Source organism: Bacteroides sp. AF34-31BH (genome assembly GCF_003602795.1).
Taxonomy (GTDB): domain Bacteria; phylum Bacteroidota; class Bacteroidia; order Bacteroidales; family Bacteroidaceae; genus Bacteroides; species Bacteroides uniformis.
In genome coordinates this window covers 87,770-113,344 of sequence record NZ_QTLV01000014.1, presented here as the reverse complement: position 1 = coordinate 113,344, position 25,575 = coordinate 87,770, and the positions used below count along the sequence as shown (strand labels likewise).

Annotated in this window: 22 protein-coding genes, 1 other RNA gene and 1 pseudogene; 17 read left to right on the top strand and 7 right to left on the bottom strand. The window is 47.6% G+C overall.

Features of this window, described 5'->3' with window-relative positions:
• The 4 genes from DWZ67_RS17655 to DWZ67_RS17640 all read left to right on the top strand — a co-directional run bounded on the left by DWZ67_RS17655 (position 1) and on the right by DWZ67_RS17640 (position 5,251).
• Positions 1-2,469: an acyl-CoA reductase gene (locus tag DWZ67_RS17655; protein ID WP_243635188.1), complete on the top strand. Its 2,469-nt coding sequence runs from the start codon at positions 1-3 to the stop codon at positions 2,467-2,469.
• Complete coding sequence (locus tag DWZ67_RS17650; protein WP_120139431.1) at positions 2,439-3,101, top strand: MBL fold metallo-hydrolase; 663 nt, start codon at positions 2,439-2,441, stop codon at positions 3,099-3,101. Before DWZ67_RS17655 ends, DWZ67_RS17650 begins: the two co-directional genes overlap by 31 nt.
• An 86-nt stretch (positions 3,102-3,187) precedes the next feature.
• On the top strand, positions 3,188-4,429 hold the full coding sequence (locus tag DWZ67_RS17645) for a DegT/DnrJ/EryC1/StrS family aminotransferase (RefSeq protein ID WP_120139430.1): 1,242 nt from the start codon (positions 3,188-3,190) through the stop codon (positions 4,427-4,429).
• A gap of 228 nt (positions 4,430-4,657) precedes the next feature.
• Positions 4,658-5,251: a master DNA invertase Mpi family serine-type recombinase gene (locus tag DWZ67_RS17640; RefSeq protein ID WP_057089503.1), complete on the top strand. Its 594-nt coding sequence runs from the start codon at positions 4,658-4,660 to the stop codon at positions 5,249-5,251.
• Positions 5,252-5,314: 63 nt separating this feature from the next.
• Here the strand turns inward: DWZ67_RS17640 and DWZ67_RS17635 are convergent, their stop codons facing one another.
• On the bottom strand, positions 5,315-5,914 hold the full coding sequence (locus DWZ67_RS17635) for an HdeD family acid-resistance protein (RefSeq protein WP_005831320.1): 600 nt from the start codon (positions 5,912-5,914) through the stop codon (positions 5,315-5,317).
• A gap of 126 nt (positions 5,915-6,040) precedes the next feature.
• Between DWZ67_RS17635 and tpx the strand changes: the two genes are divergently transcribed.
• Complete coding sequence (tpx, locus tag DWZ67_RS17630) at positions 6,041-6,541, top strand: thiol peroxidase (protein ID WP_005831317.1); 501 nt, start codon at positions 6,041-6,043, stop codon at positions 6,539-6,541.
• A 90-nt stretch (positions 6,542-6,631) separates the two neighbouring features.
• On the opposite strand, the gene DWZ67_RS17625 is transcribed toward tpx, so the two are convergent.
• The 4 genes from DWZ67_RS17625 to DWZ67_RS17610 all read right to left on the bottom strand — a co-directional run bounded on the left by DWZ67_RS17625 (position 6,632) and on the right by DWZ67_RS17610 (position 11,351).
• Positions 6,632-7,270, bottom strand: coding sequence for a DedA family protein (locus tag DWZ67_RS17625; RefSeq protein WP_005831315.1), 639 nt, complete (start codon positions 7,268-7,270; stop codon positions 6,632-6,634).
• A gap of 28 nt (positions 7,271-7,298) precedes the next feature.
• On the bottom strand, positions 7,299-8,711 hold the full coding sequence (locus DWZ67_RS17620; protein ID WP_120139429.1) for a tetratricopeptide repeat protein: 1,413 nt from the start codon (positions 8,709-8,711) through the stop codon (positions 7,299-7,301).
• A 4-nt stretch (positions 8,712-8,715) separates the two neighbouring features.
• Positions 8,716-10,455: a glutamine--tRNA ligase/YqeY domain fusion protein gene (locus DWZ67_RS17615; RefSeq protein WP_120139428.1), complete on the bottom strand. Its 1,740-nt coding sequence runs from the start codon at positions 10,453-10,455 to the stop codon at positions 8,716-8,718.
• A 74-nt stretch (positions 10,456-10,529) separates the two neighbouring features.
• Entirely contained in the window at positions 10,530-11,351 is an 822-nt protein-coding gene (locus DWZ67_RS17610; protein ID WP_120139427.1) for a PstS family phosphate ABC transporter substrate-binding protein, read from the bottom strand.
• 191 nt (positions 11,352-11,542) lie between these two features.
• Between DWZ67_RS17610 and pstC the strand changes: the two genes are divergently transcribed.
• From pstC to DWZ67_RS17580, 6 genes and pseudogenes are all read left to right on the top strand, one after another.
• Positions 11,543-12,727, top strand: coding sequence for a phosphate ABC transporter permease subunit PstC (gene pstC / locus DWZ67_RS17605; protein WP_120139426.1), 1,185 nt, complete (start codon positions 11,543-11,545; stop codon positions 12,725-12,727).
• A 12-nt stretch (positions 12,728-12,739) separates the two neighbouring features.
• The gene (gene pstA / locus DWZ67_RS17600) at positions 12,740-13,600 is read left to right on the top strand and encodes a phosphate ABC transporter permease PstA (RefSeq protein WP_016274363.1); all 861 of its coding nucleotides are present in this window, start codon (positions 12,740-12,742) and stop codon (positions 13,598-13,600) included.
• 17 nt (positions 13,601-13,617) lie between these two features.
• On the top strand, positions 13,618-14,373 hold the full coding sequence (gene pstB / locus DWZ67_RS17595) for a phosphate ABC transporter ATP-binding protein PstB (RefSeq protein ID WP_120139435.1): 756 nt from the start codon (positions 13,618-13,620) through the stop codon (positions 14,371-14,373).
• A 60-nt stretch (positions 14,374-14,433) separates the two neighbouring features.
• On the top strand, positions 14,434-15,129 hold the full coding sequence (phoU, locus tag DWZ67_RS17590) for a phosphate signaling complex protein PhoU (protein WP_005832294.1): 696 nt from the start codon (positions 14,434-14,436) through the stop codon (positions 15,127-15,129).
• Positions 15,130-15,481: 352 nt separating this feature from the next.
• Positions 15,482-16,084 carry a riboflavin synthase gene (locus DWZ67_RS17585; RefSeq protein WP_005832292.1) on the top strand — a complete coding sequence of 201 codons (603 nt, stop codon included), beginning with the start codon at positions 15,482-15,484 and terminating at the stop codon, positions 16,082-16,084.
• A 12-nt stretch (positions 16,085-16,096) separates the two neighbouring features.
• Positions 16,097-16,177: pseudogene (locus tag DWZ67_RS17580) on the top strand (NAD(P)H nitroreductase); the annotation flags it as partial.
• A 136-nt stretch (positions 16,178-16,313) separates the two neighbouring features.
• On the opposite strand, the gene DWZ67_RS17575 reads toward DWZ67_RS17580, so the two are convergent.
• Positions 16,314-17,633, bottom strand: coding sequence for a YihY/virulence factor BrkB family protein (locus DWZ67_RS17575; RefSeq protein ID WP_005832288.1), 1,320 nt, complete (start codon positions 17,631-17,633; stop codon positions 16,314-16,316).
• Positions 17,634-17,663: 30 nt separating this feature from the next.
• Positions 17,664-18,077, bottom strand: an RNA gene (rnpB, locus tag DWZ67_RS17570) — RNase P RNA component class A.
• Positions 18,078-18,277: 200 nt separating this feature from the next.
• On the opposite strand from rnpB, the gene DWZ67_RS17565 reads away from it, so the two are divergent.
• The 6 genes from DWZ67_RS17565 (at position 18,278) to DWZ67_RS17540 (ending at position 25,568) form a co-directional block, all read left to right on the top strand.
• Positions 18,278-19,483 carry an NlpC/P60 family protein gene (locus DWZ67_RS17565; RefSeq protein ID WP_044468207.1) on the top strand — a complete coding sequence of 402 codons (1,206 nt, stop codon included), beginning with the start codon at positions 18,278-18,280 and terminating at the stop codon, positions 19,481-19,483.
• Positions 19,484-19,613: 130 nt separating this feature from the next.
• A complete protein-coding gene (locus tag DWZ67_RS17560) occupies positions 19,614-20,786 on the top strand; it encodes a dipeptide epimerase (protein ID WP_009038253.1) in 1,173 nt (390 codons plus the stop codon).
• On the top strand, positions 20,783-22,117 hold the full coding sequence (locus tag DWZ67_RS17555; RefSeq protein WP_120139425.1) for a transglutaminase-like domain-containing protein: 1,335 nt from the start codon (positions 20,783-20,785) through the stop codon (positions 22,115-22,117). Before DWZ67_RS17560 ends, DWZ67_RS17555 begins: the two co-directional genes overlap by 4 nt.
• A gap of 347 nt (positions 22,118-22,464) precedes the next feature.
• A complete protein-coding gene (locus DWZ67_RS17550; RefSeq protein WP_035458138.1) occupies positions 22,465-23,994 on the top strand; it encodes a Do family serine endopeptidase in 1,530 nt (509 codons plus the stop codon).
• Positions 23,995-24,186: 192 nt separating this feature from the next.
• On the top strand, positions 24,187-25,047 hold the full coding sequence (locus DWZ67_RS17545) for an RNA polymerase sigma factor RpoD/SigA (RefSeq protein WP_002561589.1): 861 nt from the start codon (positions 24,187-24,189) through the stop codon (positions 25,045-25,047).
• A gap of 122 nt (positions 25,048-25,169) precedes the next feature.
• Entirely contained in the window at positions 25,170-25,568 is a 399-nt protein-coding gene (locus DWZ67_RS17540; protein WP_009038255.1) for a hypothetical protein, read from the top strand.
• Positions 25,569-25,575: the final 7 nt, after the last annotated feature.

The window sequence follows — 25,575 nt, the reverse complement described above, 5'->3', positions numbered from 1 at the left end:
ATGAATGAACGAAGCATGGTTGAAGAACTGTTGAACAGACCTCCTTATGATGGGAGTGAAGAATGTGATAATTTGTTTATGGAAGCTCTGCGTGATGAGCTTGTTTTCCACTATGAGCACAATGAGATGTATCGGCATTTTTGTGAGAGGAAGAACTTTAATCCTCATGAGCCGATTCATTCGGTGGATGAACTTCCGCCAGTGGCCGTCAGTGTGTTCAAGGAATTGGGATTCAACCTGAATTCAGTTCCCCGGGAAGAACTGACTTTGGCATTACAGTCCTCTGCCACTTCTGGAATACCGAGTACCGTAGTCATTGATAAGATAACAGCAAAAAGACAAGGTAAAGCAATGGTAAAGGTGGTCAGTGAATTCATTGGCAAAGAGAGGAAACCTTTCCTGATTATGGATATTGATCCCCGTTCTGCCTCCAGAAAATTGCTTGGAGCAAGATTTGCCGCGGTGACCGGGTATCTTAAGTTTGCGAGTAAAGTCGGTTATTTTCTGAAAGCGGATGAGAATGGTCTCTCATATTTTGATGTGGAAGGCATTCAGGCATTTATAAAAGAATTGCCATCCGGACAGCCTGTTGTGGTTTTTGGATTCACTTATATATTGTATCAACATGTATTGAAGTCAATACTGGAATCAGATGTGAGACTGCATTTGCCTAAAGGTTCCAAGATAATCCATATTGGCGGTTGGAAAAAATTGGAAAGTGAGAAAATAAGCAAAGAACTTTTTAATGAGCAATTAGCGCGGTGCTTTGGCATTTGTCCGGAAGATGTCATCGACATTTATGGATTTACAGAGCAGATGGGGTTGAATTATCCGGATTGTGCCTGTGGCTGTAAGCATGCCTCTTCTTATGTGAAAGTCCTGGCCCGCGATACCGTTACAAGAAGTGTCCTTCCGGCGGGAAAGGAAGGGATGCTTGAATTTATAACTCCTATTCCTCATTCTTATCCGGGCAATGTAGTATTGACAGATGATATCGGCATTCTGGAAGATTCGCCTTGTCCTTATGGACGTTCGGGACAGAGGTTCCGTATTGTCGGACGGTTGAAGAAAGCGGAGGTCAGAGGATGTGGGGATATTCTTTCCTCCAAGTTGGTGTTTCAACAGAAAGAAGGGACGGAAATAAAGTCGGACTCTCATCTGGACATTCAATATTTTAGGGGAACTTTGAAAGGAAATACGGGAGAGGAGCAGCTGCAGGGTATTATTTCTTGTCTGAATGATAAACTGGACTGGCTTCGGCAGCAACCGGTCGAGGCACTGATTGGCATCATTGGTGAAGTCGCAAAGAAATGGCTGTCCGATGAACGTTTTTCCTTTTTGAAGGACAAAGGCTTGCTGTTCTTGTCGAATTGGTGTGAAGCGTCTCATTTAAGGCAGATAGCCGAAGAGGGTCTGAGGGGGAATATAAGGTATTGCGATACCTTCTTGCATTTTCCAAATTCTTCAAAACATTTCTTGAAGGCAAATTCGCGAGGACTGGCTTGTCATTGGATGGCAGGCAATGTACAAATATTAGGTGTGTTTGCCTTGGTCCAATGTATCATAACTAAAAATGTGAACTTATTAAAGGTCTCTGCCAAGGATGACGGTGTGTTCCGTGCGCTTTTGAATGCGTTTGAAGGAGTTACTTATACAACTGAGGATGGCTATACACTTGAAGGTTCGGCTCTGATGGATACTGTGGCTGTTGTATATTTCTCGAGAGATGCCAAAAAATTGGGAGAGTTGATGTCCGGGTCTGCCCAGGTCAGAATTGCATGGGGAGGGAAAGAGGCGGTTGAGACGGTGGCAAAGTATCCTTCGATGATTGACTGTGAGACAGTTGTTTTCGGCCCCAAATTGTCTTATGCGGTAATTGCTAGGGAGGAACTGTCATCGGAGCATGCTGCGAAGAAATTGGCAAGACGGGTGTCGGTAGATGTATCTGTTTTTGACCAGTCCGGTTGTGCATCACCTCATAATCTTTATATTGAGAAAGGAGGAATAGTTACTCCTGAACGTTTCTGTGAAATTTTAGCGGAGGCATTTCCCAAAACGGAAGCCCAAATTCCTAAACCATTCATATCTCCGGAACAGATATCTGCTGTTCACTCGTCCAGGGGAGTGTATGATTTTAAAGGTAGAGTTTGGGGAAGTGATACGATGTCATGGACAGTACTCTATTCAGAGGACAATGAACTTTGTAAGCCAGTGTATTCACGTGTGCTTATGGTACATCCGGTGGATCACATAAATGATGCATTGGTACATGTTCAGGATTATATCCAGACGATTGGCATTGCCGCTCCTGAAGATAAGGCCATTGATTTTGCAAATAAGGCTACAATGGCAGGTGTTGCCCGATGCCCTTTGATAGGCAGGATGTTGAACTTTGAAATGCCGTGGGATGGACTGTTTCTGATTGACAGATTGGTCAGATGGAATACCTTGGGCGGCCCTCTTTGTTGACGGGCAAAGTGGAAATGATTGAGATTGTTCGGATTGTCAATTCTGTATTTGAATCAAATACCTATTTGGCAATAAGCAGGAATTGTGACCTGTGTTTTTTGATTGATTGTGGAGATCCTGCCCCTATAATTGAGAACATAAACAATCGGGGATTACATTTGAAAGGTATTTTCATTACCCATTCCCATTTTGATCATATATATGGCTTGGATTCCATCATTGATGAATATCCGGAAACTCCCATCTATATCTCTGCTTTGGGAAAGGAAGGCTTGTACTCCGATAAATTGAATTTATCGCGCTATAGTTTGTGCCCTTATGTATTTCAACATTATAGTGTCATGAAAGAACTGAAAGAAGGGGATACTGTATATTTATATGGAAGTGCTGGAGTGGAAGTTTATGAGACTCCCGGTCATGATAGAAGTTGCCTGACTTACAAGTTTGGCAATTGTTTGTTTACAGGTGATGCGTTTATACCAGGGCTAAAGGTGCCCGCTTCATTTTCTAACAGCAATAAAGTATCCGCAGAACTATCCCGACAACGTATTCTTTCTTTATCGAAGGGGTGTCGTTTATATCCCGGTCATGGTGAGAATTATGAGAACTTTCAGCCGGAAGTATATTTATAGACTATTTTATTGGTTATTTATCCCCTATTATGTGAGGCGGAAGAGTTCTTCTTCTGTCGAATGAACCTGATTTATTTTACAAAGAAATGGATAAGAGAATATATCTTTGCCTCGCCCACATGAGCGGCAAGGAGATGGGCTTCATACAAGAAGCCTTTGATACCAACTGGGTTGTTCCTCTCGGACCGAACGTGAATGCCTTCGAGCAGGATTTGGAACGCTTCATTGGGCGGAATAAAAAGGTGGTGGCTTTAAGTGCCGGTACTGCTGCTGTGCATCTGGCCCTGCTTGCTTGCGGAGTTGCTCAAGGTGATGAAGTGATAGTACAGAGCTTCACTTTTTGTGCCTCTTCCCATCCGGTGACCTACCTTGGTGCCACTCCGGTATTCGTGGATTCTGAGGCTGATACATGGAACATGGACCCGGTTCTTCTGGAGCAGGCTATCAGGGACCGTATCGACAAGACCGGCCGAAAGCCCAAAGCGATTGTTCCGGTGGCTTTGTATGGGATGCCCTACAAGATAGACCAAATCATGTCGGTGGCAGATAAATATGATATTCCGGTCATAGAGGATGCCGCCGAAGGCTTTGGAAGCAAGTTTGACGGGCAAGTTCTTGGAACTTTTGGCAAATATGGTGTGCTTTCTTTCAATGGCAACAAGATGATAACCACCAGCGGTGGCGGTGCTTTGATTTGCCCTGATGAAGAGTATAAGCGTGAGATAATGTTCTATGCTACCCAGGCCCGTGAGTCCTATCCCTACTACCAGCATGAGCGTATAGGCTATAATTATAGGATGAGTAACATTTGTGCGGGAATCGGCCGCGGTCAGATGACGGTGGTGGATGAGCATATAGCGCACCATAAGCATCTGTGCGGTCTGTATCGTAAGTTGTTGGCCGATGTGGAGGGAATTACGCTTCATGAGAATCCTTCCGGACGTTATGACAGCAATTATTGGCTGAACACGGTACTGCTTGACGGGAATCTGCATGTGAGAGGTGAGGAGGATGCCTACCGTGAGACAGTAAAAGGCGCCGTAGGTGGTGCCGCCGGTGTTACGCATGAGTCAGTGAGTGCCCATACTTCTTGTGAGCCTAACCGTAATGTAGAGGCCATGCGTGTTTGCTTGGACAGAGCCGGTATCGAGAGCCGTCCCTTATGGAAGCCCATGCACCTCCAGCCGGTTTATTCGGCTAATCCTGCCTATGTGAATGGTGTCAGTGAGGGCTTGTTCAAACGTGGTCTTTGCTTGCCGAGTGGTCCTTATGTGACGGATGAGGATGTGAGATACATAGTGAATGAAATGAAGAAGAGTATACTATGAAACTACATAGTATCAATTTTTTATGAACTAATTTCAGAAAACAGCTTCAGTGGGGCTGTTTTCTTTGTTTATAGGCATATTTGAGATAGTTACCGAGAAGTCTTCCCTGACTTCGGGGATGTCCATAATGTGATCCTCTGTGATAGAGAGTCATAGTTGTGTGTTGCCACTCTTACTTGAATAACCGTTCTTTGGTGGTGAATAATAACCAATAAACGTTTATCAATTATGGCAGTAGTAGCTTATTTAAGAGTAAGTACAGAAAAACAGTTTTTAGAGAATCAGCGCGAGGAAATTATACGCTTCGCGGAAAAGAATGGGTTGAGCATCGACAGATGGTACATGGAGACGGTCAGCGGAAAAGTGAGTAGCAAAGAGCGTAAACTGGCGGGCTTGTTGGACCGGATGAAACCGGGAGACTCCTTGATTATAACGGAGATTTCGCGGCTTAGCCGGACACTGCTGGAGATAATGACCATTCTTAACTCCTGCATCAAAAGGGGAGTGGTGCTGTACAGTACCAAAGAGGGGTATGTGTTCCAGAATGACATCAATAGCAAAGTGCTGGGATTTGCTTTTGGACTGATGGCCGAGATAGAGCGTAATCTGATTTCCATGCGCACCAAAGAAGCCTTGGAACGACGGAGGAAAGAAGGAAAACATCTGGGCAGGAAGAAAGGGGACACACCCAAAATGAAGATACTCTATGCGAACAAGAGGAAACTTGTGAGGGAGCACCAAAGAGGAGAGTCGTGTGCTGAGCTTGCCCGGCAGATGGGAGTGTCACGGACTACGATGTTCCGTTTTCTGAGACACTATTGAGCAATTCAGCTAAACGAAGGTGTCAAAGGTGGGATTCCTTTTGACACGCTTCGTGTGGGCTACTTATTCGGCTGATACTTCTTTCTTTTCCTTCCACTCTTTCCCGCGCTTGTGCAGGTTTTTCAGCTCGAATGACAGCATGATACGGAAGAAACCTATAATCAGGAATGCAAACGAAATCATGTACACGGCGTAAAGGGCGCCTACTGCAGGTTGCCACAAGATGATGAGCGAGCAGATGACGGCAAGAATACCGAAAGCAACATACCATCCCCAGTCTCTTGTCCCGTATCTTTTGAGGTCCATGGCATAGCCTACGGATGAGAAGCCGCGGAACATCAGCCAGAAGGCGATGATGAACGGAATGACTTCCATGCTGAGCATCGGGTAGGCTATCAGGTAGAATCCCAGAATCATGTCGATGATACCTCCAGCCAGATACCATCCCCAACTGGATACCCTTCTACGGTTACTTACTGCAAAGGATATTTCCAGCAGACCGCTGAACAACATGGAGACGCTGAACAGAATGCTCAATACCGCATACCCGCTGAGGGGGGAGAACATCAGGCTTATAGCCACTATTACATAAAGAATACCAAGAATGAGTGAAATCCACCAATTCTTTACTTCCTGCTGAAGTTCGTCAAAAATAGTTTTCATGTGAATTTAATTTTTTAAGTGATTATCATTAATTCGTCTGTAGAATAACAGTTTATCGGGAAAAAAGTTTCGGGTGAACTTTTTCTGTATGTAATTTGTTATGTATACATATAATTTGATAAAACTATGGCAACAACAAAATTTAAAGGACAACCGGTAAAGGTTATCGGTGAATTTATAAAGGTGGGCTCTGTTGCCCCCGATTTCGAATTGGTAAAAACAGATTTGTCTTCCTTCTCTTTGAAGGAACTGAACGGGAAGAATGTTATTTTGAATATTTTCCCCAGCCTTGACACTGGTGTGTGCGCTACTTCTGTACGTAAGTTCAACAAACTGGCTGCCGGCCTGCCCGATACGGTAGTGTTGGCAATCTCCAAGGATTTACCTTTTGCACATGCACGTTTCTGTACAACGGAGGGTATTGAGAATGTGATTCCTTTGTCTGATTTCCGTTTCTCCGATTTTGATGAAAACTACGGGGTACGCATGGCCGACGGACCGCTTGCAGGTCTATTGGCGCGTTCGGTAGTGGTTATCGGTAAGGATGGTAAGATTGCCTATACGGAATTGGTACCTGAAATTACGCAAGAACCAGATTATGATAAAGCTATTGCAGCTGTAAAGTAGAAAGTTTGGATTTGGGATAAGCAATAAAAAGCGGTGGACAGAATTTATCATGCTGTCCACCGCTTTTTTATTATCATGCCGTTTTCTTTTTTATTTCTTCTTCATTCCTTTATAGATGAAGAATGCCACGATGAGTACACCGATGCCGATAAATACATAACCTATCTCATGGCTGTATTCCGTTACTTTGGCAAGCAGCTGTTCCTCGTTCTCGATGCCGGGTACTGTGGACAAGTAATATCCGATGAAAGCCAGGATGGAATTCCAAAGGCCCGCACCCAGGGTAGTGTACAGCAAGAAAGTTCCCAGTTTCATGCGTGCCAGACCGGCAGGGATGGATATCAACTGGCGTACGGCAGGTATCAGGCGGCCGACAAAGGTTGATACGGCTCCATGCTTGTCAAAATATTCTTCCGCATGCTGCACTTTGGCTTCGTCGATGAGGCACATGTGCCCGAAACGGCTGTTGGCAAACTTGTAAATGATGGGGCGTCCCAGCCATTTTGCCAGATAGTAGTTTATCAAGGCTCCGATATTTGCCCCTATGGTTGCAAACAATACCACCAGATATATATTCATGTTGTCATTGTTGGCGGCTTTCCAAGCGGCAGGAGGGACTACAACTTCCGAAGGGAAGGGGATAAACGAACTTTCAATGGCCATCAATAAAGTGATGGTCCAGTAATTGAGGTGGTCGAGACACCATTGGATAAAGGCTACTGATTCCATTTGCTAGATTAGTGGTATATAATTACTGTTATTGTAATGCATTGAAAATATTCTTCATCACTAGGGCCAGCTCTTCCTGGTTATCTTCTTGTAGTATCTGTTGCAATTTGTCCAACTCTTCCAGCCTGAACGGATGTTCGCACAGCTGGTTGTACTTCATGAAGTTCTCCTTGTCTTTGAGCAGCATATACAGAGAGGTCAGCCTTTCGTTGATACCTTCAAAGTCCGGCTCCATCTCTTTGACATGTTCAAAGGCCAGCTTGGCATAGCTCAGTTGTCCTATTTCCATGCTACACATGCCTATTTCGTGCCAGGTATCCGCATAGGGGGCATACTCTAAGGCTTTGGCCCATCTCTTCACACCTTTCTCATACTCACCTTCTTCCATGTAGATGCGTCCCTCAATCAGGTACGGGTCTATCTCTTCGGGTGCCAGGTCGTATGCTTTTTTACAATACTGGTGGGCTTTGCGCTTTTTTCCCATCTTGTGCAGGCATAGGGCTGCATTGGCATAAAGAGAAGGCAAGGCGAAGTCATGGCTGTCTTCGGCCGTTATGGCTTTTTCCAGATAGTCGTATCCTTCTTTCCATTCTCCTTTGGAGGCTTTGTTCAGACCGATGAAGGTGTTGATGAAACCGTGGGAGACAAGATGGAATTTTTCGGCCTGCAGGTAGTTCTCCATGGCACTTTCCTCATTTCCCAATTGGAAGAAGGAATGTCCTTTCATCAGGTAGGCATCGGCAAACTCGTCATCGGCCACCGTGGCATAGTCGCATGCTTCGATTGCTTTGTCGAACATCTGCTGGTCAAAGTAGCAACGGGCCAGTCCAAACCAGTAAGGAGCCGAATACGGATTCTTGTCAATCAGCTTATTGAAGAAGAAGGTGGCTTTTTCAAACAGTCCCTGGGCATAGTAACAATCGCCGGTGACGGCAAGGTAGGCTTCTTCTTCGGCATATTTTTCGAGTCCGCGCGTCAGCCATGTCAATGCTTTTTCCGGGAATCCCATGTCAATGTACATATAGGATACATCGATGATGTTGGCCAGGTCGTCCTTATCGTCTATGCTGTCGAGTATCGCTTCTGCTTCTTCTTCTTTGCCTTCGCCCAACAGTAGGTTGGCTTTCAGCACTTTCACTTCGGAAGATTCTTCGGCAATCCGTTCCAATATATCCTTGGCTTGCTCTTTATGCTGGGTGTCGAGGAACAAGTATGCCTGTTCCACCAGCAGAGCCGTATTATCCGGATGTATTCCCAAGCCATACTCTACGACCTCGGTAGCCATGGCATATTTATGATGCACGGCATACCAGTCTGCGAGGTCGGCTAAGTCGTCTGCGTCCAGATAGATGGTTCTGTTCTCTGCTTTGGCAGCTTCATATTGTTCTGCCATTTCTTGCAGTTCTTTGTCTCTTCCGGACAGCAGGTTTTTTTTACTCATATTCTTATTTATTGATTTTACCCCAAACGTCTTTCAGACCTACAGTACGGTTGAATACCATTTTTTCTGGCGTAGAATCTTTGTCAACATTAAAATAACCGATACGTTGGAACTGCAGGTAGGAGAGGGGCTGCATGCCGGCAGCGTACTTCTCGATGTAGCAGCAGGGCAGCACATTCAGGGAGTCGGGGTTGATCATTTCTTTCATGGCTGTCAGTGCGTCGCAGTTCTTCGCTTCGCGGATGGCGGCAAGCTCGTCGCGCGGGTTCTCCACTTTCCACAGACGGTCGTAGAGACGCACTTCTGCTTCGAGGCAGTGGGCACAACTTACCCAGTGGATGGTGCCTTTCACCTTACGGTTGGCTCCGGGCAGACCGCTCTTGGTATCGGGGGCGTATTCGCAATATACTTCGGTGATTTCACCGGCGTCGTTCTTCTTGCAGTCGGTGCATTTCACGATGTACGCGTTCTTCAGACGTACCTCTTGTCCCGGTGTCATGCGGAAGTATTTTTTCGGAGCATCTTCCATGAAGTCGTCGCGCTCCATCCAGAGTTCGCGGCTAAACTCGATGACGTGGTTGCCTTCTTCGGGATGTTCGGGGTTGTTGACGGCTTCCATCTCTTCCACTTGCCCTTCGGGATAGTTAGTGATGATAAGCTTCACCGGATTCAGTACGGCGGATACGCGGGTGGCGCGGTCGTTCAAGTCCTCGCGCACGGCGCTTTCCAGCAGGGCAAATTCATTGAGCGCATCGTAGGTTGTATATCCTATTTTGTCGATGAACTTATGGATGGACTCCGGAGAGTAACCGCGACGGCGGAAACCGCAGATAGTCGGCATACGGGGGTCGTCCCAACCGTTCACCAAGCCTTCCTTGACCAGCGTCAGCAGGTTGCGCTTGCTCATCAGCGTATAGCTGAGGTTCAGTTTGTTGAACTCATACTGATGGGGGCGGTTATCATCGAGGTCTTTGCCTTCCTTCACCCAGTCCACGAAGAGGTCGTAGAGCGGACGGTGGGGCACAAACTCCAGTGTGCAGAGCGAGTGTGTCACGCCTTCGAAGAAGTCGCTTTGCCCGTGGGCAAAGTCGTACATCGGATAAGCCTTCCAAGTGGTGCCCGTGCGATGGTGCGGATGCTTCACTACACGGTAGATGATAGGGTCGCGGAAGTGCATGTTGGGGCTTGCCATGTCTATCTTGGCGCGGAGCACCATGGCACCTTCCTCAATCTCGCCGCTGTTCATCTTCTGGAACAAATCCAGTGTTTCTTCGATAGGACGGTTGCGGTAGGGACTTTCCACACCGGGCTGGGTGGGAGTTCCTTTCTGGGCGGCAATCTGCTCGGAAGTCTGTTCGTCGATGTATGCCTTGCCCTCCTTGATGAGGCGGATAGCGAAGTCCCACAATTGCTGGAAATAGTCGGAAGCGTAATATTCGTTACCCCATTTGTAGCCCAGCCACTGGATGTCTTCCTTGATGGCTTCTACATATTCCACATCTTCCTTGGTGGGGTTGGTGTCATCGAAACGCAGGTTGCAGACACCGCCGTGTGCGGCGGCAATACCGAAATCAAGGCAGATGGCCTTGGCGTGTCCGATGTGGAGGTAACCGTTCGGTTCGGGCGGGAAGCGTGTTTGTACTTTTCCCCCGTTTTTACCTTCTTTCAAATCGTTTTCTACTATTTGCTCAATGAAGTTCAAGCTCTTTTTTTCGCTTGTTTCTTCGCTCTTTATTTCTGCCATAATGTTACTATTTTCGTATCGTGGGGACAAAGATAGGGTAAAAAAATGAAGAATGAAGAATGAAGAATGAAGATTTATTCGTTATGTACCGGGATATATCCGCTCTCTTTGATGATTTTCTGTCCTGCGGCAGACAAAATGAAATCGAGCAGAGGGGCTATGACCAAAGCGTTTTTCCGGTTATAATAATAGTATAGCGGGCGTACTATCGGATAAGTCTTATTGATGGCATTCTCCAGCGTGGGAGCGGCATAATGTTGCCCGTCGTATGAAACGGCGAGTGTCTTGATTCGCGGCGATACATAGGCTAGGCCCACATATCCGATGGCTCCGCGAGTTTGGCTGACGGATTGGATAATGGCTCCCGTGGCAGGCATGGAGAGACTGCTGCTCATGTAGTTCTTGTTTTTCAGTACGCTTTCCTTGAAGAACTCGTAGGTACCGGAGGAAGTCTCGCGGGAGTAGACTACGATTTTGCGGTCGTCTCCGCCCACTTGCTGCCAGTTGGTGACTTTGCCCCGGAAGATATCTTCCAGTTGTTGGCGGGTCAGTTGTGTCACCGGGTTAGAGGGGTGGACCACTACGGCAAGGGCATCGTAGGCGATGGGTACTTCCGCCAGGTCTTCTCCGGCAGCTTTGGCTTTCATCTTTTCGCTGAACTTGATGGCGCGGGAAGCCATGGCGATGTCCGTGGTCTGGTCCAGCAGGGCTGAAATACCGACACCGGTTCCGCCGCCGGTCACGGTGACACGGGCAGAGGGGTTCAGGGTCATAAAGCGTTCGGCGGTCTGCTGCGCTATGGGGAGCACGGTATCGCTGCCTTTGATGCGTTGCGCCTGCATGCCAGTGGTGGCAGCTGCCAGGGCGAGGAGTAGGAGTAATTTTCTTGTCTTCATAAAACACATGGTGCAAATAGGGTAAACACATGATGCAAATTAAGGTAATGGATATTACAAATGTGTTACATGGAATGTGCTTTGAGTCGTTGTAATAGTTTTGTAACACCTTTGAAACATTTCTTTCAAACGTTAGTCACACTGCCTTAACATCCGGCTCGTTCCTTTGCATACAGAAATCAATAGGCAACATGAAAAAGATTTTTGAGAAGATTGTAGAAGGTATACTGGCTTGTAGCGGCTTTGTGACGAGTCTTACCATCGTACTTATCGTCGTGTTCCTCTTTTCCGAAGCGCTGGGCTTGTTCAGCAGCAAGGTGATAGAAGAAGGGTATGTATTGGCCTTGAATAAGGAGAACCGGGTGGGCGAACTGACTCCGGCACAGATAAAGAATGTCTTTGATGAAGAGCTGACAAACTGGAACGAAGTGGGAGGGGAGGACCTTCCTATCCGCCTTTTCCGTTTGGAGGACATCACACTGTATTATACGGAAGAGCAGTTGGGCGCTTCCTACGAAAATGCAGGTGCCTGCATTACGGAGCTGGTGGAGCGTACGCCTGGCATTATAGCCTTTGTACCGCAGCAGTTCATCGTCCGTCCAGACTCGGTGCATCTGCTGAAAGACAACACCATTTCGGTGAAGGACGTCTTTGCCGATGCCGAATGGTTTCCCACGGCAACACCTGCTGCACAGTTCGGCTTTTTGCCGCTCATTACGGGGACGCTGTGGGTCAGTCTGTTTGCCATCCTCTTTGCATTGCCGTTTGGTCTGTCGGTGGCAATCTATATGTCGGAGGTAGCCAATTCCCGGGTAAGGAATCTGCTGAAGCCCATCATTGAGTTGCTGAGTGGCATACCGTCGGTGGTCTACGGCTTTTTCGGCTTAATTGTCATTGTGCCGTTTTTGCAGCAGGTGTTCAACTTGCCGGTAGGCGAGAGCGGGCTGGCGGGCAGTATTGTGCTTGCCATTATGGCGTTGCCCACCATCATTACGGTGACGGAAGATGCGATGAGAAATTGCCCTCGTGCCATGCGCGAAGCCAGTCTGGCGCTGGGAGCGTCGCAATGGCAGACTATATATAAGGTGGTGATTCCTTACTCCATTTCGGGCATCACCTCCGGAGTGGTGTTGGGCATCGGCCGTGCGGTGGGCGAGACGATGGCTGTGCTGATGGTGACGGGCAACGCCGCCGTCATTCCCCATACCATCCTGGAACCGCTGCGCACCATTCCGGCAACGATTGCCGCCGAACTAGGCGAAGCGCCTGCCGGCGGAGCTCACTACGAAGCATTGTTCCTGCTGGGTGTCGTGCTGTTCTTCATCAGTTTATTGATAAACTTCACGGTGGAAGCAGTTTCGCCAAGACGAAAATAAAAGAAGGTAGATATGGTCAATAGAAAGCATCTTTCGCAAAACGTGGCATTTGGCTTGTTCCGTCTGTTGAGCCTGAGTGTGGTGGGGATTCTTTTTGCAATCCTCGGTTTCATTATATATAAAGGTATAGGAGTCATCGATTGGGAGTTCCTCACTACAGCTCCTACCAACGGTATGACTGCCGGCGGAATCCTTCCTGCCATTGTAGGTACGTTCTGTTTGATGGCGGGTAGTGCCTTGTTTGCTTTTCCGGTGGGAGTGATGAGCGGCATTTATATGAATGAGTATGTGCCGAAAGGCTGGGTAGTACGCTTCATACGGATGATGACGAATAATCTGAGCGGCATCCCTTCCATCGTGTTCGGTCTGTTCGGCATGGCACTGTTCGTCAACTATATGGATTTTGGAGACAGCATCCTGGCAGGTTCGTTGACACTGGGCTTGCTGAGTCTGCCTTTGGTTATCCGCACCACGGAAGAAGCACTGAAAGCCATCCCCGACAGCATGCGCGAAGGAAGCCGCGCGTTGGGAGCTACCAAGCTTCAGACCATCTGGCATGTCATCCTGCCGATGGGGATGCCCAATATCATTACTGGACTGATTCTGGCGCTGGGGCGTGTTTCGGGCGAGACGGCACCCATCCTTTTCACCTGTGCCGCCTACTTCTTGCCACAGCTGCCTGCAAGTATCTTCGACCAGTGCATGGCGCTTCCTTATCACCTCTACGTCATCTCTACCAGCGGCACCGATATGGAAGCGCAGCTTCCCATTGCCTACGGCACGGCACTGGTGCTGATACTCATTATCCTCCTGGTGAACTTGCTGGCGAACGCCCTGCGGAAATACTTTGAGAAGAAGATTAAGACGAATTGAAAACATATACAATAGGTATGAAGAACAAGATAGAAACCCGTGACGTGAACTTCTGGTATGGCGATTTCCATGCCCTGAAAGGCATCAGCATGGAAATTGAGGAGAAGTCTGTGATAGCCTTCATCGGTCCCTCGGGCTGTGGAAAGTCTACCTTCCTGCGCCTGCTGAACCGCATGAACGATTTGATTCCCGACACCCGTCTGACCGGCGAGATACGCATTGACGGACAAGACATCTATGGAAAAGGAGTGCAAGTGGACGAACTCCGCAAGAACGTAGGCATGGTGTTCCAGCGGCCCAATCCTTTCCCCAAAAGCATCTTCGAGAACGTTGCCTACGGACTCCGTGTGAATGGCATCACCGATAACTCCTTCATCCGTCAGCGGGTGGAAGAAACCCTGAAAGGCGCCGCCCTTTGGGATGAGGTGAAGGACAAGCTGAAAGTCTCTGCCTACGCCCTCTCCGGCGGTCAGCAGCAACGTCTCTGCATAGCCCGTGCCATGGCGGTGTCTCCTTCGGTCCTGCTGATGGACGAGCCGGCATCCGCCCTCGACCCCATCTCCACCGCCAAAGTGGAAGAGCTTATCCACGAGTTGAAGAAGCAGTACACTATCGTCATCGTCACCCACAACATGCAGCAGGCTGCGCGTGTCAGTGATAATACGGCTTTCTTCTATATGGGTGAGATGGTGGAGTTTGGAGATACCCGGAAGATATTTACGAATCCCGACAAGGTGGAGACGCAGAACTACATCACGGGACGTTTCGGGTAGCGGATTGTTCCATGCAGGCCAAAATAAGTTGTACAAAAGTAATCTTAAAATAGAAACATTATGGTGAAGTTTATCGAATCTGAACTCGTCTTGCTGAAAAAGGAAATAGACGAAATGTGGACCCTGGTATATAATCAGCTCGACCGTGCAGGTGATGCCGTGCTTACGCTGGACCGGGAACTGGCCCAGCAGGTATTGGTGCGCGAACGTCGTGTCAATGCTTTCGAACTGAAAATAGACAGCGACGTGGAAGACATCATTGCCCTTTACAACCCCGTTGCCATCGACCTGCGCTTTGTGCTTGCCATGCTCAAAATCAATACGAACCTGGAGCGTCTGGGCGACTTTGCAGAGGGCATTGCCCGCTTTGCCCTCAACTGCCATGAACCTGCTTTGGATACTGAGCTGGTCAAGCAACTCCGTCTCGAAGAGATGATAGCCCAGGTACTCTCCATGCTCGAACAGGCAAAACAGGCGCTTCAGGAGGAGAGCCAGGAACTGGCTACCGCCGTGTTTGCCAAGGACAATATGCTGGATGAAATCAATGCTGAGGCCACTGCCATTCTTGCCGACTACATCAGCCGGCATCCGGAGAGTGCACTTTCTTGTCTGAACCTGGTGAGCGTGTTCCGCAAGTTGGAGCGTTCCGGCGACCACATCACGAATATTGCCGAAGAAATAGTGTTCTTTATCGACGCAAAAGTGTTAAAACATAGTGGGCGGACAGACGAACACTACTTAAATGATAAGAAATAAACAAAATTTTAGGATAATTTCAGTGTTTCATGGAAAATAGCCTTATATTTGTCCATTGAAAACGATTGCAGGTGTAGAAAAATGCTTTGAAATGATAATAAACTTAAATGATTTCTCAAAAAGATGTTATAAGACATGTTTTTTAATTTGGTTAGTATCACGAAAAGCGCCTATATTTGCATCGTTATCCTGAAAACAATCTTTTTACCTTAAAAAAAAACTAATACCTATTGAAAACTGAAAAAGGAGGCTTTGTGAAAAGCTTCCTTTTTTTTGTACCTATACGAAGGGCTTTTTGTATCTTTGCGCATATTAATAATAAATCGCGTATAACCTAAAAGTATATAGAACCATGTTTTCCGGAATAGTAGAAGAATGTGCCACATTGGTGGCGATGGTCAAAGACCAGGAGAATGTACATTTTACTTTCAAGTGTTCATTCGTCAGTGAATTAAAAATAGACCAGAGTGTGTCTCACAACGGTGTTTGCCTGACGGTAGTCAGTCTGACAGATGATACCTATACCGTGACGGCCATGAAGGAAACGCTGGACCGTTCCAATCTTGGCTTGTTGCAGGTGGGAGATGAAGTGAATGTGGAGCGTAGTATGATGATGAACGGCCGGCTGGATGGCCATATCGTTCAAGGACATGTGGACCAGACTGCCACTTGCATCGATATAAAGGATGCGGAAGGAAGCTATTACTTTACTTTCCGGTATGCTTTTGACAAGGAGATGGCAAAGCGCGGCTACATCACGGTAGACAAAGGCTCGGTAACGGTCAATGGTGTCAGCCTGACCGTGTGCAATCCCACCGACGATACTTTCCAGGTGGCCATTATTCCTTACACCTTTGAGCATACCAATTTCCATGCTTTCAAAGTGGGCAGTGTGGTGAATCTGGAGTTCGATATCATTGGTAAGTACATCAGCCGCATGATACAATATAAATAAGGTAACGGCACTATGGACGATTTCCTGCAATTAGTGGCATCCCGTCAGAGTGACCGTGCCTATGATATGACTCGTGCCGTGGAGCCTGAGAAATATCGGTGATTTACTTTTTAGACACAGATGACGCAGATGACGCGGATTTTTTTAATATTCCCATCCGCGTCATCCGCGTCTAAAAAATAATCAAAAAGAAAGCAGATACGGAGTTTCCGGAAAGACTTCCGCGTGCTTACAAATCCTTCAGCAGCACCTTGCTTGCATTCTTGTAGTATTCCTCCCGTGCCTTCAGCAATGCTCCCCATTGGTTGTTGAATTCATTTTCCTTATCAATTTTGAAATCTTCTGAGCCGTGCGTGTCCAGTTTGTCCAGTAGGAGGGCCACATTCATTTTGTTGATATCCATGGAAGGCTGGTAAGCGATGTCTTCACTCTTTTCATCGGTCACCACTTCATGTAGGAGGTTGATTTCCTGCAATTCATAAAGGGTTTCGTGTGTCAGCCGGATGGGAATCTGGCACTCTTCGGATATCTCTTCGGCTGTATAGGGCTGGGCGTCTTGTTCAAAGCGCTTGGCTATGAGAGACATTATCAGGATGGAGATAAAATCGCGGTAGCGCCGGCTGATATTGCGCGCATCCTTGTCGAAGCTGAAGTTCCGGATATTCTGTCCGGCGTAGGTCAGTTCGGCACCGAATAGGCAGATGGTCCAGGATACCTGCAACCATAGCAGAAACATCGGAAGGGCGGCAAAACTACCATAGATGGCATTGTAACGGGAAACCCACAACTGGCTGCTGATGTAAAGGAATTGGAATGCCTGGTGTGCCGTACCTGCCAGAATACCGGATATGAGTGCGTGTTTCAGCTTGACCTTTGTATTCGGCATAAAGACGTACAGTGCTGTAAACATGAACCAGGTCAGCACGAAGGGGATGAGGCGCACCATAAACTTGCCGACGGGAGCCAGCAGGGTAAAGTCTTCGAGGTTCTTCACCATCGTACTCATGAAGATGGAAAGACCACCGGACACCACCAGCAGAATGGGCATCAGCAGAAGCATAGAGAAGTAATCCGTTATTTTGCGGTACATGCTGCGCGCCTTTTTCACCTGCCAGATGCGGTTGAAGGTGATTTCCATATTGTTGATTAGATTCAGGACTGTCCACAGCAACATAATCAGACCCACTCCGATGAATATTCCACTCTTGGTCTGAGACAAATACGAATTCACGAATTGCAGGATGACTTCCGTGGTTTCCGTAGGACCGCCGAAACCGTTGACAATCTGGCTTTCCATCAGATTATCGAATCCGAAACCGCGGGCTATGGCAAACAAAATGGCAAGAATAGGCACGATGGCAAGCAGCGTACTGTAAGTCAGCGCCGAGGCTTTGTTTACTATCCGGTCTTTGGTGAAGCGGTTGATGCAAAGATAAATCGTCTTGATGATATTGTATACGGAAAAGGTCGTTCGCGTGACTTCATCTTCCGTAATACGCCAGATGTCGTAGGTGAGGAATTTCCAAAGGGCAGCAATACGCTTGTTCATGCTATTATCTCGATTATCCATTGTCAATAAAAAAGCAGTCAGTCTGTAAGCCGGGTTCTGTTCTTCTGTTTCTGAAAAAGCCTAATTAGGAATTATCCATTCTTCATTATCCATTCTCCATTAAAGAAGTGTCTGTCATTTATCTGAGCCGCATGTCACCATACAAGCTTTAGCGGTCTACCCTCCGACATGGAGCGAGCAACTCTCATAACGTCGGTTTACATGACCTTACAACTCCCAAGACGCACAGCCCTTGTGTCGCCACAAGACTGGTAGGCTCTTACCCCACCTTCTCACCCTTACCGTAGCCCAAGGGCGACGGCGGTTATTTTCTTCTACGTTACTCTACCCTCACGGACAGCTTTCTGTTAGGAAGTGGGACGCTCTGTGTTGCCCGGACTTTCCTCATACGCACGAGGCGCAAGCGACAGACCGACCAACTGCTTTATAGGGTACAAAGATACGGAATATTAATGAAGAATGAAGAATGAAGGATGAAGAATTTGTTGTGCAGTGTGCGGATGCAGTACGGATGAATCCTTCATTCTTCATTCTTTACTCTTAATTATCTTAAAAACATGTATCTATTTCGGAATAAATTCGTAGCTTTGCTATTAGTAATAACCCCCAAATCCTTTTGGCCAATGAAAAAGTTATCCTCTCTTTTTTCTTTATTTCTGTTAATCCCGCTTTTTGCTGTCGCTTCGGAAGTGGGTGACCGTACAATACCTGCAGAAGTGGCGCAACTCGCTGACAGTTTGAAACAAAAGTTTGCACCGGACAAGCGCGTGGCTTTGTTCGATGTGGATTACTCTTTCTCCGGAAAGAATGTGATGTTGCGTGGTGTCACCACTTCGGCAGAGGCAAAGACGGCTTTGCTGGATGGTTTGGCAAAGAAAGGATATGCGGTGATGGATTGTCTGCAAGTGCTTCCGGATGAGGCCGGACTTGAAGGCAAGACGTATGGCATTGTCAATGTGTCTGTGTGCAATCTTCGGGTAGCCCCGGATTTCTCTTCAGAAATGATGACGCAAGGCTTGATGGGTATGCCGGTGCGGGTGTTGCAGCGCGACGGCTGGTACCGTATCCAGACACCGGACAACTACATTGCATGGGTACACCGAGTAGGCATACATCCCGTCACGCGGGAAGAGCTGACCGCTTGGAACAATGCAGAGAAAATAGTGGTGACTTCGCATTATGGCTTTGTCTACTCACAGCCCAGCCAGGCATCGCAGACCGTCTCTGATGTTGCTGCCGGAAACCGCCTGAAGTGGGAGGGGACAAAAGGTGCCTTTTATAAGGTGGCTTATCCCGACGGCCGCCAGGGATATATCTCCAAATCCATCTCTATGCCTGAGAAGAAATGGCGGGCAGCCTTGAAGCAGGACGCAGCCAGCATTATAGCTACGGCGCATAGCATGATGGGCATCCCTTATCTTTGGGCTGGCACTTCCTCCAAAGGGGTGGATTGTAGCGGCTTCATGCGCACCGTTCTTTTCATGCACGACATCATCATTCCGCGGGATGCTTCCCAGCAGGCATACGTGGGCGAGCATATCGATATCGCTCCTGATTTCAGTAACCTCCAGCCGGGCGATTTGATTTTCTTCGGGCGCAAGGCGACGCCGGAACGCAAGGAACGTGTGGTACATGTCGGCATGTATATCGGCAACAAGCGTTTCATCCATTCGCAAGGCGATGTGCGCGTCAATAGCTTCAGCCCCGACGACGAGCTGTTCGATGAATACAACCTCGGTAGACTGTTGTTCGCTACGCGCGTGTTACCTTATATAAATAAGGAGGCGTCGCTCAATACAACGAAAACGAATCCATTTTATTCAATGTAATAATGTGCTAATGTGCCAATATGCCAATGACCTCGGCGTGACGGTGCAAACATGACGTAGTATATATATAGCGCAGCCCATTGGCATATTGGCACATTAGCATATTGGCACATTTAATACACACACAATTATGTCAAACAGAAGAGATTTCCTGAAAACCGCCGCTTTTGCCGCACTCGGCTCAGGCATGGCAATCAATCATGTATTTGCCGGAGGAAATGACGCTCCTTCCTTGTTCAACGTGAACAGTAGGGCAGGTGTAACCCCCAAAATGAAACTGCGTTTCTTCCCCTATGAACTGAAATTGCGCCATGTCTTTACAGTGGCCACCTACTCGCGTACTACCACTCCCGACGTTCAGGTCGAGATAGAATATGATGGCATTATCGGTTATGGTGAAGCCTCCATGCCCCCGTACCTGCAACACGAACTGGGCACGATGGACAGTGTATTGGCTTTTCTGAAGAAGGTGCAGGATGTCATCGGCCAATTCTCAGACCCCTTTCAGCTGGAAGATATACTGGCTTATATAGACAGCCTCTCGGCAGGGGATTCCGCTGCTAAAACTGCTGTGGACATCGCCTTGCACGACCTTGTGGGCAAACTGTTGCAAGCCCCTTGGTATAAGATATGGGGTTTGGACAAGGAGAAGACTCCCTCTACAACTTTCACCATCGGCATTGATACGGCCGACGTGGTGCGTGAAAAGACGAAAGAGTGTGCCGACCGGTTCAATATCCTTAAAGTGAAGCTGGGGCGGGAGAACGACAAAGAAATGATAGAGACCATCCGTTCGGTGACAGACCTTCCGATTGCCATTGATGCCAACCAGGGCTGGAAAGACAAACATCATGCGCTCGATATGATACATTGGCTGCACGAAAAAGGAATTGTCATGATAGAGCAACCGATGCCCAAGGAACAATTGGACGATATCGCATGGGTCGCCCAGCAAAGCCCGTTACCCATATTTGCCGATGAGTCCATTCAGCGTCTGAAGGATGTGGCAGGCTTGAAGGGCGCCTTTACGGGCATCAACATCAAGCTGATGAAGTGTACCGGTATGCGCGAAGCCTGGAAGATGGTGACTTTGGCACGTGCATTGGACATGAAAGTGATGGTAGGCTGTATGACCGAGACCTCTTGTGCCATTACCGCTGCCTCTCAATTCTCTCCGGCAGTGGACTTTGCCGACTTGGACGGTAGTCTGCTGATTGCGAACGATCGTTTCAAGGGTATGGAGGTTGTGAAAGGTAAGATAACGTTGCCCGATTTGCCGGGTATTGGAGTGGTGAAGTTATGAGAAAGCTATTGTATACCGTCGCTCTGTTTGTGATAGCTTCTGCATGCAGCACGAAGTCCGAGAGCAAGCCCTATAATTGGGAGGACGACCTGTACCAACGTCTGCTTACGGATTTCTGTATGACGGAATCCCAGGTGAAGGACTATATCCGCAAGTATATTCCCGACGTGACCGATGAGCAGATGCGCCAGTGGGAAGCTTCCAAAGCTTTGGAGTGCATGATGCTGGATGGAGAGAAACGCTATTTCCGTAATGCCGGACCTAATCTGTTTCGTGTGGACTCCACTTGCTATGACATCAAGATAGCCAAGGAAGGTTCTTCGCCGAGTGGCAGCGAGAAAGTGAATATGGAGAACCTGCCCGAAATCATTTCTGCTGTGAAGAAGGAGGGCAAGGCCATTGTTGCGCCGAAGCGCATGCGCGTCACCTACACGTTGACCGTGGATACCAATGCCGTGCCTGCCGGGAAAATCATCCGTTGCTGGTTGCCCTATCCCCGTCAGGACCAGGCTCGGCAGCAGGATGTCGAGTTCATTTCGGCCAGTGAACCGCAATACACCTTTTCGTCGCCCGAGTGCCGTCACAGTACATTGTACATGGAGAAACGTGCTGTCGAAGGCGAACCGACCGTATTCTCCGAAACCTTTGAGTTTACCGCCAACGGCGAATGGCATAATCTGAAGCCGGAAGACGTGCAGCCCTATGATACGACGACCGCTCTTTATAAGGAATATACAGCCGAGCGTGAGAAGCATATCGTCTTTTCCCCGCGCTTGCGCGAACTTGCTGCCAAATTGACAGCCGGTGAAACCAACCCCTACTTGAAAGCCAAACGTATCTTCCGTTGGGTGAATGACAACTTCCCGTGGGCTTCTGCACGCGAATATTCCACCATTGAGAATATCCCGGAATATGTGTTGGACAACCGTCACGGAGACTGTGGCCAAGTCAGCCTGCTGTTCATTACGCTTTGCCGCATCAGTGGAATTCCCGCACATTTCCAGAGCGGCTTCATGATGCATCCCCGTGCATGGAATCTGCACGATTGGGCAGAAGTCTATTTTGAGGGTGTGGGTTGGGTGCCTGCCGACCAGTCATTCGGCATTCCTGCCTTTGCTCGCAATGCCGACGAAGAATATTTCTTCCTGGGTGGTATAGACTCTTGGCGCATGATTGTGAACACTGATTACGGCATGCCGCTACAGCCCGAAAAGCAGTATCCCCGCAGCGAGACCGTCGACTTCCAGCGTGGCGAGGTGGAGTGGGAGGGAGGTAACCTCTACTTCCCGCAGTGGGACTACCACATGGACATTGATTACTTGAATTATTAAGGTGCTATCTGCCCTCTAAAAACAGATGATGCGTTCAGCCCGAACACATCATCTGTTTGGTATAAACGCATCATCTGTTTACCCCAAATGCATCATCCGTTTCGGCCGCAACGGGTGATGCGTCTTTTTATGCCCTATCTGTCAGTTCTTTAACAGTCAGCAATCGTACATAAATGCTAATTTGTCAGTCTTTGCCGTTAACCGCTGTTAAGCCCTAAATATCCTCTGTTAAAAGAGAACAAAAAAGAGTGACAAGCGGAATAACTGAACGTTTTTTGTCGTTATTTTAACGTCGTAATGTTAAACGAAACTTGAATATTAACAATTTAAAGAATAGGAAGAATAGTATGAAACAGACAACAAAAAACATCCTTGGAGTTGCGGCTATCGTGCTCCTGAGCTCTGGAGTGGCTGGATTGACCACTTATAAGATGCTGAATAAGGAAAAGCCTGCCGCATTCAGCGAGTTGTTCCAACAGAACCCCAATAATCTGCTACCGGCGGCTTTCCATGCAACGGATGCCCAGCCTGTGGATTTGACACAAGCAGCGGAGAGTTCGCTCCATGCTGTAGTGCATATACGTGCCACTCAGTTGAGCAAGACTCAGACGGTGCAAGAACAGCCGGATATTTTTGACTTCTTCTTTGGAGACGGTCGTGGACGCCAGCGCCAGATACAGACCCAGCCGCGTGTAGGTTTCGGTTCGGGTGTCATCATCTCCAAAGACGGATATATTGTGACGAACAATCACGTGGTGGAAGGTGCTGATGAAATCACTGTGAAACTGAATGACGACCGTGAGCTGAAAGGACGCATCATCGGTACTGACCCCAGCACGGACTTGGCATTGATTAAGATTGAAGGGGATGACTTCCCGACAATTCCGGTTGGTGACTCCGACCAGTTGAAGGTGGGAGAATGGGTATTGGCAGTAGGTAATCCGTTCAACCTGAACTCTACCGTAACAGCTGGTATCGTCAGTGCAAAAGCCCGTTCCATTGGCTCTTCTGCCTCCAACGGACAAGCTGCAAACATCCAGTCTTTCATTCAGACGGATGCTGCCATCAACCAAGGTAACAGTGGTGGTGCGTTGGTGAATGCCAAAGGCGAGCTGGTTGGTATCAATGCCATGCTTTACTCACCCACGGGTGCTTATTCCGGTTATGGTTTTGCCATCCCTACCAGCATTATGACAAAGGTGGTAGCCGACTTGAAACAGTTTGGTACCGTGCAGCGCGCGCTCCTTGGCATCAAGGGTAGTGATTTGAGCACAGACCTGCAGATGGACGAACGCTGGACCGAAGAACTGAAGAAGAAGGCCGACGAACTTGGTGTGAAAGAGGGTATCTATGTGGCCGAAGTTGTTGAAGGTGGTTCCGCTGCCGGCGTCTTGAAGGAAAACGATGTAATCATAGCATTGAACGGCAAGAAGATTCACAAGTTCTCGGATTTGCAGGAAATGCTGGCAAAACACCGTCCGGGCGACAAAGTGAAGGTAACGGTGGTTCGTGACAAGAAGGAAAAGGAATTCGAAATCACGCTGAAGAATGAGCAAGGCACTACGAAGGTAGTGAAGGATGCCGGAATGGAAATCTTGGGTGCAGCCTTCAAGCCCGTATCTTCCGAGCTGAAGAAGCAGTTGAACCTGGGGTACGGTCTGGAAGTTACCGGGGTTACCAATGGTAAGATGGCCGATGCAGGTATTCGCAAGGGCTTCATCATTCTGAAAGCCAACGGAGTGCCGATGAAGACGGTGGACGATTTGGAAAAGGCGATGAAAGAGGCAAGAAAGTCTCCTGAGCAAGGTTTGTTCATCACCGGTATGTTCCCGTCAGGAAAACGTGCAATGTATGCCGTTGATTTGACTCAAGAATAAAAAATAGGGATAGTTAGGTAAGAAGATTGTAATATTAGCTAACAATAGCGAAAAAGGGGGTGTCGGTACAATACATACCGGCATCCTTTTTGTTATATAGGATAAGATATAAATAAGGTGAAAAAGTTGGGATGAAATTATTGTAACAAAATAATTTGTCGTACCTTTGCAACCCAAATCTGTATTATAAGAATGAGACAACTTAAAATTACAAAAAGTATCACTAACAGAGAGAGCGCTTCTCTTGACAAGTATTTGCAGGAAATCGGTCGCGAAGACCTCATTACTGTTGAAGAGGAAGTGGAGCTCGCTCAGCGCATCCGCAAGGGTGACCGTGTTGCACTGGAGAAATTGACACGTGCCAATCTGCGTTTCGTTGTATCTGTGGCCAAGCAGTACCAAAACCAAGGTTTGAGTTTGCCCGACTTGATTAACGAGGGTAATTTAGGACTGATCAAGGCTGCCGAAAAGTTCGATGAAACACGTGGTTTCAAGTTCATCAGTTATGCAGTATGGTGGATACGTCAGTCCATTCTGCAGGCTTTGGCAGAGCAGTCGCGTATTGTACGTCTTCCGTTGAACCAGGTAGGTTCGCTGAATAAAATCAGCAAGGCCTTCTCCAAGTTCGAGCAGGAAAACGAACGTCGTCCGTCTCCCGAAGAGCTTGCCGATGAACTGGAAATCCCTGTTGACAAAATCTCTGATACGCTGAAGGTGTCCGGCCGTCATATCTCGGTAGACGCACCTTTCGTAGAAGGAGAGGACAACAGCTTGCTCGATGTGCTGGTCAACGACGACTCCCCTATGGCCGACCGCTCTTTGGTGAACGAGTCTCTTGCGAGGGAAATTGATAGAGCTCTTTCTACGTTAACCGATAGGGAAAAAGAAATCATACAGATGTTTTTCGGTATCGGACAGCAGGAAATGACATTAGAGGAAATCGGCGACAAATTCGGCTTGACCCGTGAGCGTGTGCGTCAGATTAAGGAAAAAGCAATCAGAAGATTAAGACAAAGTAATCGTAGTAAATTGCTCAAATCTTATTTGGGATAAATAAGAAATATCAGTTTCCGACAAATAGAAGGAATTAAAAAACCGTACGTCTTTAGTAGGCGTGCGGTTTTTTTTATATCTTTGCCCCCATTGATAATTCATAACTTATAACTCATAACTCAATGAAATACGTTCGTATACTTTGTGCCGTAGCTTTGGTTTTTGCGTTGTGCTCGGCTTTTACAATGAAAGATAAGGAAAAGGCTGTATATGCTTTTGGTGTGGCGGCTTCTTTCAATGACTCCATCGTATATTATACAGACATCCAGGTATTGGACAGCGTAGAGCTGGATAAGAATGGATTCTTGCCCAAGCGTGATTTATACACTTACCAGCTCAAGAACTATCTGGAGTACAATCTGAAGAAGCCGGACTATACTTGTATGATTTATTTCTCTGAAAACAGGAAAAAGTTGGAAAAAGAGGCTGTAAAGGTAAAAGGCAAGTATAAGAAGAGTAAGAATATGGTTTTGCAGGTGGTGAAGCCTGAAGCTTTCACATTTGCAAAACCGCAGGAATAAGATTTCA